This is a genomic window from Sulfitobacter sp. L-8, assembly GCF_056859255.1.
Window position 1 is genome coordinate 1 of the sequence record NZ_JBSXOD010000007.1, and the last position, 9,696, is coordinate 9,696.

A 9,696-nucleotide genomic window follows, 5' to 3' on the forward strand; every position below is an offset into this window, starting at 1 on the left:
TCTGCCCTGTTGCGGCCGTGGACGATCAGTTTGGACAGCATGGGGTCGAAATCGGTGGTCACTTTGCCGCCGTCCAGAATGCCGCTGTCCACGCGGACGCCTTCGCCGCGGGGTTCGTCCAGCAGCAGGATGTCCCCGATCGCGGGGCGGAAATCCTGGGTGGCGTCTTCGGCGCAGATGCGCAGTTCGATCGAATGGCCGTTTTGCGCGATGTCGGCCTGCGCGGCGCTCAGCCCCTCGCCCGCCGCGATGCGCAGCTGTTCGGCCACCAGATCAAAGCCCGTCACCATTTCGGTCACCGGGTGTTCGACCTGAAGCCGGGTGTTCATTTCCAGAAAGTAAAACGATCCGTCCTGGGCATAGATGAATTCGACCGTGCCTGCCCCGCGATAGTTGACGGCGCGGGCGATCCCGGCGGCGGTTTCGCAGATCTCGTCGCGTTGTTCAGCCGTAAGCGCCGGGGACGGCGTTTCCTCGATGATCTTCTGGAACCGGCGCTGGATCGAGCATTCGCGTTCCCAGAAATGGACGACATTGCCCTGCCCGTCGCCCATCACCTGCACCTCGATGTGGCGCGGGCGCTCGATATAGCGTTCGACGAACAGACGGCCATCGCCGAAATAGCGCTCGCCCTCGCGGCGCGCGGTGTCGATCTCGGCTTCGAGTGCGCCGTCCTCGCGCACGACGCGCATCCCCTTGCCGCCGCCGCCCGCCGACGGCTTGATCAGCAGCGGGTACCCCACCGTGCGGGACCGTTCCACGAAGGTCGCCGGGTCGTCATCCTCGATGGCGGAGGGCGCCACCGGAAAGCCGCGTTCCTCGACAAAGGCGCGGGCGCGGATCTTGTCGCCCATCAGGTCGATGACCTCGGATGTGGGGCCGACGAACGTGATGCCGGCCTTTTCCAGTGCGGCCACGAAGGCGGCATTTTCCGACAGGAAGCCATAGCCCGGATGCACCGCATCCGCGCCGATCCGTTGCGCCGCCTCGACGATCTGCGCAATGTCGAGATAGGCCGCCACGGGCGTTGAACCTTCGATGGTCACGACCTCGTCGGCAATCAGATGGGCCGGGCCTTCCTGCTCGGAGCTGTGCCGCAGGACGGCGGTCTTGATGCCCTTGACACGGGCGGTGCGCACAACTCGCGCCGCGATCTCGCCCCGGTTCGCCACCAGCAGTTTGGAAATAGTCATATCCGGCGTCATCCTCTTTCGTTACCGTCCTCCCCCGCAGGCTGGCGGGGGAGGTTATTGCATGCGGAATCAGCGGATTATTCGACTTCCATCCGCTCGGATACGATCGAGAACGTCTTATCCTCGGCATTGGATTGCAGGACCATTACCGCGGTCGGCGCGTGACGCACGCCGTCGCCATAGGTCACCGGACCGAACAGACCGTCCGTTTCGAAGCCGTCCAGACCTTCCATTTTCTTGACCACGCAGGCCCGCGTCAGATCCTCGCCACATTCCGTCATGGCATGTTCGAAGATCATCGCCCCGGCATATCCTGCCAGTGCATAGCGGTTCAGCGAATCCATTTCGCTCTCGCTGAGATATTTGTTGGCCAGGTCCATGAACCGTGCCACGCCAGGCACTTCCAAAGAGTTCAGTGCCGGAACGTAGTCTGCGGCGTAGTATCCGTCACCCGCACTGCCCGCCAAAGCCTGCACCGGAGTCAGGTGGGCGGAATGCGCACCGAGAAACGTGATATCCATCCGGTTCTTGGCGGCTTCCTTCAGCAGGGTGGAATGTTCCGCCACGACACCGCCCGACACCAGCACGGTGACGCCGGCGGCCCTGGCTTTCAGCATTTCGGCGGAAAAGTCCTTTTGGCCACGCTTGAATTCCAGCTCCAGTACGTTGTCGAGACCGTATTTCTCGACCCCTGCGAGGTACCCGCAGCGAACGTCATCGCCGAATTCATCGTCCTGAAATGCAATCGCGTATTTCTCGTCCTTCAGGCCAAGCTCTTCGACGAGATACGTCATTCCCGCTGCGATTTCCTGACAATAGGTCGGACCGACAACGAACAGCGTTTCGAGAGGCGGATTGAAATGGTGCGAATTCACGGCCATGTTGTTCAGAGCCGGGATTCCGAGTTCGTCGATCAGGGGCATCATCGCCGCCAGTTGCGAACTACCGGAGGTACCGATCAGAGCGAATATGTCATCGACCTCGACCATTTTCTTCAAGGACTGAAGAGAGCGCGCGGGGACATATCCATCATCCTCGAACACGATCTCAACCTTGCGACCGTTGATTCCGCCCCGGGCGTTCACATCCTCCTGCCAGACTTTCAGCGCCAGCGAATGGGCCTTGCCCAGAAGGCTTGGCGGCCCGGTCAGCGGATCGACAGCACCCAGGACGATCTTGTCCTCTGTTACACCGGGTGCCGCCATGGCACCAACCCCACCCATCGTCAGAAGGGTAGCCGTCAGCGTCCCTTTTAGAAACCAGTTCATTATTTCTTCTCCCCTTTGTTGTGTTTACGTGCCGAGCGTTTGGTTCAGTATCTGAACGGCCAGTTGACCCAGCGGTTCTTGTATTCGCGGTAGATCCCCATCAGCCCTTCCGGTTCAAACCGCAGGAACAGGACGATCGTCAGCCCGTAGATGAAACCTTTCAATTCGAGCACTGAAACCGACCCCAGTGTACCCCCCATCGACCCGATGACATAGTTCAGGACTTCGGCCAGCCCTAACACGAACACGACGCCGATCACCGCCCCGGCGGTAGAACCGAGCCCTCCGACGATGATCATGGAGACGGCTTCGATGGAAATCACCAGGCTGAAGCTGTCCACATTCACAAACCGGATGTGGTAGGCCATCAATGCACCCGCCACGCCGACGTAGAACGAGCTGACCACAAAGGCATAGAGCTTGTACCGCGCCACAGGTACACCCATCACACGCGCCGCGATGTCCTGCTCGCGGATCGCCAGAAACGCACGGCCTATTCGGCTGCGTTTGATGTTTGCAGAGCCGAGGATCGCCAGCGTCAGGATTGCCAGGATGAGATAGTAGAAGGATTTGTCTGTCGCGAGTTCCACCCCGAAGATCGCGGGTTTCGGCGTTGATATTCCCGACGAGCCATGCGTGATGCTTTCGGCACTCAGGATGATATGCGTGATAATGATGGTAAAGGCCATCGTGGTGATCGCCAGATACAGACCCTTCAGGCGCAACGACGGTATCCCGACTATCAAACCGAAGGCGGCTGCCATCAGCCCGCTGGCGGGCAGACAGAGCCACAGTGGCATACCGTAGTCGGCCGACAGGACCGCCGCCGTATAGCCACCGACCGCCAGAAATCCGGCCTGGCCGAATGAAATCAGACCCGTCGTTCCGGTCAGGAGATTGAGACCGATGACCCCCACCGCCGCAATCATCATTCCGTTGACCAGGGATGTGAGGTGATTGGTCAGCAATAACGGAGCGACGAGCGCCGCGAGCACGAGTGCGACTGTCCAATAGGTCTGCGTCGGATTGCGGTAAAGCGATATCAGCTCGCTATAGCTTTCCTCGAATACACCGGTGCGCATGGATTAAACCCTTTCGATCTCGGGCGTTCCGAACAACCCGTAGGGGCGGATCATGAGAACCACCAGAATGACGAGGAACCCGGAGATTTCCTTGAGTCCTTGTCCGATGTAACCTTCGGACAGGTTTTCAAGGACACCGATGAGAATACCGGATATCGCGGCACCAAAGACGGAATCCAGTCCGCCGAGAATTACGGCCGGAAATGCGCGCAGGCCTTGCGTCCACAGGTCAGGGCCAAGGCCATAGATCGTCCCCAGCAGAACGCCCGAAATCCCGGCGATGACCGCGGCAATCGCCCAGGCGATTGCGTAGACATGCGTCACGTTTATTCCCATCAGCAATGCAGTGGTCTCGCGCGCGGCAGTGGCCCGCATTGCGACGCCCATGCGCGAAAACCGGAGAAATACCCACATTCCGAGCACACAGAAGGCGAGCAAACCGATGGCGTAAAGTTGGGATGTATAGAGGAACACCAAGCCGAATTCGACGCCGCTGTCGCCGATGTCAGTCGGCAGGAGCAGTGGATCGGCTCCCCAGATCAGAACCACCACCGCACGGATCATCACCGCAAGGCCGATGGTCACCATTACGGTCGAAAACACGTCCTGGCCCAGCATCGGGCGGATAAACACCCGCTCGATCACCAGTCCAACGATGGCGGAAATGAAGACGCAGACCAGCAAAAGGCCCCAGAACGGAAGCGTCCATGAGCTGGCGATGGAAAACGCCATATAGGATATCAGCATCATGATTTCGCCATGGGCGAAATTGACGACACTTGTAGCCTTGAATATCAGGGCATAGCCCATTCCGATAAGACCATAGATCACGCCGATGGCGATCCCCGAAACGGTCAGCAATATGAAATAGTCCACGTTTTTCCCCTTAGCCGTAGATTTCCGCCATTTCGGTTTCGAACTTTTTCTCGATGACATTGCGCCGCACTTTCTGGGTTGCGGTCATTTCGCCATCGTCGTGGTCAAGCTGCTTTTTCAAAAGGACGAATTTCCGGATGTTCTCGACACGGGCAAACGCGTCATTCACCCGCGCCACTTCCTTGGAAACAAGGTCTATGACGGGTTCCAGACTGGAAAGGTGGCTGAATGTGGTATAGGCCATCCCCTGAGCCTGAGCCCATTTTCCCACCGTATCGTAGTCGATCTGTAGCAGCGCCCCGAGAAAGTTCCGCCCCTCGCCGACGACGATCGCCTCGGCGATGTAGATCGAATCTTTCAGGGCGTTCTCGATTTCGGACGGTGTAATATTCTTGCCGCCCGACGTGATGATGATCGACTTCTTTCGATCGACGATGGCAATTTCACCGTTATCGAGTTGTTCGACCACATCACCCGTCTGCAACCAGCCATCGACGACGGTTTCTTCTGTAGCTTTCTGATTGTCGAGATAGCCGAGAAAAACACTGGGATGCTTGATCTCGAGTTCGCCATCGTCGGCAATTCTGTATTGCAAACCCGGAGCGGCGACGCCCGAAGCCCCGACGATGGCTTTGTCAGCATTCTGAAAGAACGCCAGACCTGCCGACTCAGTCATGCCATAAACCTGATAGAGCGGCACGCCGATCACCCGGAAGAACCGGACAACCTCGGGTGAAATGGATGCGCCTCCCACAAAACCGCAATGGACCTTGTCAATTCCCATGAACCTTTTCAGTGGATTGAAGACAAGGATCTTTGCTGCAAAGTGTTTGACCCGTTCGACCGGGGTCAACCGCCCGCCCGCTTCGATCTTGCGGAAATGCGTCTGGCCGAGATCGAGGCCCCAATTATAGATTCGTCTGGCAAGGGGCCGCGCGTCCTGAATTCTGATCGATGCGCTGTATTGCAGTTTTTCCCAGATTCGCGGTACGCCCAGAAAGACCTTCGGTGCAATTTCCCGAAGATTGACCTGAACGGTATCGATGGATTCCGCGAAATTCACCTGACCGCCGATCATCAGGCTCAGGATCGTCGAGAATATCCGTTCCGCAACATGGCAAAGCGGCAGATAACAAACGACCGAATACCGGTCGCGCGTCAGGTTGAACTGGGAAATCAGCGGGAAAGATGCCACGAGCAGGTTCCGATGCGAAAGCAAGGCACCCTTCGGCGGTCCGGTCGTGCCCGATGTATAGACCACGACCGCAGGATCGTCGGGCTTGGTTTCCCTGATGCATTCACCAAAGAAATCCACATCCTCAGGATGGCTCGATACATGGTCCCGCCCGGCCTGGACCACCTCTTCGAACGATCTCAGGCGCGTTCGATCATAGGCGCGCATTCCCTTCATATCGACGCATACGATCAACTTGAGATCCGGAAAGGCCCCGTTGTTCGCTTCGGCATCCAGAACCTTGTCGACCTGTTCCTGATCCCCGCAGACGACGACGCTGCTTTTGGAATGGCGAAGGATATAGTCAAGTTCCGGCCAGGGGTTGGTCGGATAGACGCCGACAGTCATTCCCCCCAGTGCTTGCGCTGCGATGTCGGAATACAGCCATTCCGGAGTGTCCTCGCTGGCAATTGCCAGACGATCGCCGCGCCCGAATCCCGAAGCATGAAGACCAAGGGCAAAAAATCGGACACGTTCAAAATAGCCGGCCCAGGTGACCCGGTTCCAGATCCCCAGATCCTTTTCCCGAATGGCAAGTTCATCGGGTATGTTTTCGGCCCAGTGCATCAATAGCTGCGGTAGCGTGTGATCGCCGGCCTTCAGGCGCGCATCAAGATCGTTCAATGAACCGCCTCCGTATCTTCCTGTAGCTTATGTCCGAGGTAAGCCTCGATTACGTGTGGATCCGCCCGTATTTCATCGGGCGTGCCATAGGCAATTCGCTCGCCGAAATTCATAACGGCGATATGGTCGGAGATATCTGTAACGATTCCCATATCGTGCTCGATCATCATGACTGTGATCTCCAGTTCCTCTTTCAGGTCGAGAATGAAGCGGGCAATGTCTTCCGTTTCTTCGGCATTCATCCCGGAAACCATCTCATCGAGAAGCAGCAACTTTGGTTCGGTTGCCAGGGCCCGCCCCAGTTCGACCCGTTTCTGCAATCCGTAGGCCAGTGCACCGACGGGCACGTCCCGAACGTGCTGAATTTCGAGAAAATCGATGATCTCTTCGACCCTTTTGCGGTGTGCCCGCTCGGCGGCGCGCGTGGTCGGACCGAAGAGCAACCCGCCCAGCACGCTGGTCTTCATATGACTGTGGCGCCCCACCAGCAGGTTGTCGACAACGCTGGCATGTTTGAACACGGCCAGGTTCTGGAAGGTACGCCCCATTCCGAGCGGGGCGATCCGGTGCGGAGCGGTCCGGGTGATATCGTTGCCATCGAGCGTGATCGTTCCGGAGGTCACTGGAAGAACCCGGCTGATCAGGTTGAACATCGTCGTCTTACCGGCACCGTTCGGACCGATCAGACTGAAGATTTCGCCCTTGAGAACCGGAAATCCGACACCGTTGACAGCCGTGACACCGCCGAATTTCTTGACCAGATTATCGACCTGCAACAGTACGGTCATGACAGCCACCTCTTGCGTCTCTTGTAATGCTTCACATCGCGCATGTTGCGGCGGTGGCCCGATTCCGAGAAGCCGAGGTAGAACTCCTTGACGTCCTCGTTATCCATCAGCTTGTCCGGCGGCCCGTCCATCACTACCCTGCCGTTTTCAATGATATAAGCGTAGCTTGCGATCGACAGCGCCAGCTCGGCGTTCTGCTCGACCAGCAGGACGGAGACGTTGTTCTGTTTCGACAGGTCGCTCACGGCAGCAAAGATCTCTGCGATGATCTGCGGCGCGAGCCCAAGGCTGGGTTCGTCCAGCATCAGCAAACGCGGGCTGGACATAAGCGCGCGGCCGATCGCGACCATCTGCTGTTCGCCGCCCGACAGATAACCCGCGATGGTGCTGCGTTTCTCTTTCACGCGAGGAAAAATATCGAACACGTTTTCCAACGCTTCCGTCGCCCCGGAACGGCTTCGGGTGATGCCGCCCATCATCAGGTTTTCCTCGACGGTCAGGGGCTCGAACAATTGCCGTCCTTCGGGAACCATCACGACGCCGCTGCGCACGATTTCGTCAGGTTTGCGGCCAATCAGGCTTTCGCCGTTGAGCGTAATCGTACCGCCGATGATATCGCCATCCTCGGGATAGAGCACGCCGGATATTCCCTTCAGAATCGTCGATTTTCCGGCCCCGTTCGATCCCAGTAGCGTAACGATTTGACCCTCGTCGACCGATAGGGATGCATCGCGTACCGCCTCGATTACGTTGTCATAGACAATCTGGACGTTGTTCACATTCAACATCAGGCGGCACTTTCTTTTGTCATAGCCAACCCGTCATTTTCGGCGAGTTTTGCCGGTACGGGGATTTCGATGTCGAGGAGCATTTGTGCGAAGCCCTTGCCCTGGGGGTCGATGCGGACCGAGGCGATGCCGCCGCCGCCGAGGGACTCATGCAGCAGGAAGTTCAGCGCATGGCTTCCGGGCAGATCGAAGCGTTCGACCGGGCCGTTGCACAGGTGGGCGAAATAGGTTTTCACCGCGTCTTCGGTGAGGGCGGATCGGATGTAGGGCAGGTAATCGGGCTTGCGGGCCATGATACCGATATTGGCGATGTCGCCCTTGTCGCCCGAACGGCCCCAGGCCAGTTCGACCAGGCGCACCTTGACGGCATCGGGGCCCGCGTCGCGGCTGTCGGCCGGCGGCGTGGCGGGCGGATCAAGCCGCACCTCCCTGGTGGCGACGGTGACTGGCACATCCTTGCCATCGACCTCGACCGCAACGGGCGTGTCGGCCTTGTCCTGCAGGAAGGAAAACAGCCGCACCACTGGCTGTACCTTGGGGCGTCCGGCGTAGAACCCGGTCAGACCCTGCGCAGTGGAAATGGCCATTGGCGCGATTTCACCGGCAAAGATGTTCAGCGCGCTGCGCTCCTCATGTGCCACGCCGATCTTGAGCACCACTTCGCGGGTCCGGGCGCGGGCGTTGGCGCCATAGGCGGCTTCGGCGCCCAGAATCTCGACGCTCACCTGCCGGAAATCGCCCAGGTTCTTGTTGCGGAAAATCCGGCGGCAGCGGGTCAGGATCGCCTCGGCCACGCGCTCGGCCTTGGCCGGGGCGTCGATGGCGGCGAGCGTCAGGGTGGTGACCGCGCGCCAGCCATCGGCATAGGTCGCCGACACCTTGTAGCTGCCGGTGCGCCCCAGCCCCTTGCCGCCCTTGACCCGCACCCGATCGGGGCCGATCTGTTCGAGCGTGACACCGGACCAGTCGCAGATCACGTCGGGCAGCAGATAGGCCCGTGGATCGCCGATTTCATAGAGCATCTGTTCGCCGGCCGAACCGGGCGACACCAGACCGCCGGTATCGGCCGTCTTGGTCATGACAAAACTGCCGTCTTCGGACACCTCGACGATGGGCATCCCCATGTCGTCCCAGCCCGATACGTCCTGCCAGTCGGTGAAATTGCCCCCCGTCCCCTGCGGGCCGCATTCGATCAGATGGCCCGCCAGGGACCCCTGGCTGAGCTTGTCCCAATCTTCGTCTTTCCAGCCGAATTCGTGCATCAAAGGGCCTAGCGCCACGGCACTGTCGGCGCAGCGCCCGGTGATCACGATGTCGGCCCCGGCGTCCAGCGCGGTCGCGATGGGGCGCGCGCCCAGATAGGCGTTCATGCTCCAGATTTCGTCCGGAAAGGCCGCGCCGGAAAACATTTCGGTCACGCCGCGGTCGCGGATCGCATCCGCGCGCTCCATGAGGTCGTCGCCCAGCACGACACCGATGGACAGCTCGACCCCCGCCTCGGCGGCAGCCCTGGCGAGCGCGTCGCGGCAACCGCGCGGGTTCACCCCGCCGGCATTGGCCACCACCTTGATCCCCCTGGCCTTGATATCCTCAAGCCAGGGCACCAGCGCCTTGACGAAATCGGGCGCAAAGCCCGCCTCCGGCGTCTTCGCCCGCGCCCGCGCCATCAGCGACATCGTCACCTCGGCCAGGTAATCGAACACCAGATAGTCGATGTCGCCCTTGGACACCAACTGGCCAATGGCCTCCGGCGTGTCACCCCAGAAACCCGAAGCGCACCCGATGCGCAGTTGTCGATCCGACATATACCCCCCTATCTGCCCGTCCATTCCGGCGCGCGCTT

General features: G+C 59.5%; 8 protein-coding genes. All 8 read right to left on the bottom strand.

Features of this window, described 5'->3' with window-relative positions; translation table 11 throughout:
* Window positions 1–1,193, bottom strand: a 1,193-nt coding sequence (locus tag AC13DE_RS00170) for an acetyl-CoA carboxylase biotin carboxylase subunit (protein ID WP_348202848.1), incomplete at its 3' end; no start/stop codon positions are given.
* A 77-nt stretch (window positions 1,194–1,270) separates the two neighbouring features.
* Window positions 1,271–2,461 (bottom strand): ABC transporter substrate-binding protein, encoded by a 1,191-nt coding sequence (locus tag AC13DE_RS00175; protein WP_114865535.1) that lies wholly within the window; start codon window positions 2,459–2,461, stop codon window positions 1,271–1,273.
* Between the two features lie 44 nt (window positions 2,462–2,505).
* The gene (locus AC13DE_RS00180; protein ID WP_037932033.1) at window positions 2,506–3,543 is read right to left on the bottom strand and encodes a branched-chain amino acid ABC transporter permease; all 1,038 of its coding nucleotides are present in this window, start codon (window positions 3,541–3,543) and stop codon (window positions 2,506–2,508) included.
* Window positions 3,544–3,546: 3 nt separating this feature from the next.
* Window positions 3,547–4,419, bottom strand: coding sequence for a branched-chain amino acid ABC transporter permease (locus AC13DE_RS00185; protein WP_037932030.1), 873 nt, complete (start codon window positions 4,417–4,419; stop codon window positions 3,547–3,549).
* A gap of 10 nt (window positions 4,420–4,429) precedes the next feature.
* Window positions 4,430–6,277, bottom strand: a complete 1,848-nt coding sequence (locus tag AC13DE_RS00190) for an AMP-dependent synthetase/ligase (RefSeq protein ID WP_037932027.1) — start codon at window positions 6,275–6,277, stop codon at window positions 4,430–4,432.
* The gene (locus tag AC13DE_RS00195) at window positions 6,274–7,065 is read right to left on the bottom strand and encodes an ABC transporter ATP-binding protein (protein ID WP_037932024.1); all 792 of its coding nucleotides are present in this window, start codon (window positions 7,063–7,065) and stop codon (window positions 6,274–6,276) included. Before AC13DE_RS00195 ends, AC13DE_RS00190 begins: the two co-directional genes overlap by 4 nt.
* The gene (locus AC13DE_RS00200; protein WP_037932021.1) at window positions 7,062–7,853 is read right to left on the bottom strand and encodes an ABC transporter ATP-binding protein; all 792 of its coding nucleotides are present in this window, start codon (window positions 7,851–7,853) and stop codon (window positions 7,062–7,064) included. The genes AC13DE_RS00195 and AC13DE_RS00200 overlap by 4 nt, the downstream gene beginning before the upstream one ends.
* A partial coding sequence (locus AC13DE_RS00205; protein WP_348202849.1) for an acyclic terpene utilization AtuA family protein occupies window positions 7,853–9,696 on the bottom strand: 1,844 nt, incomplete at its 5' end. The genes AC13DE_RS00205 and AC13DE_RS00200, both read right to left, overlap by 1 nt.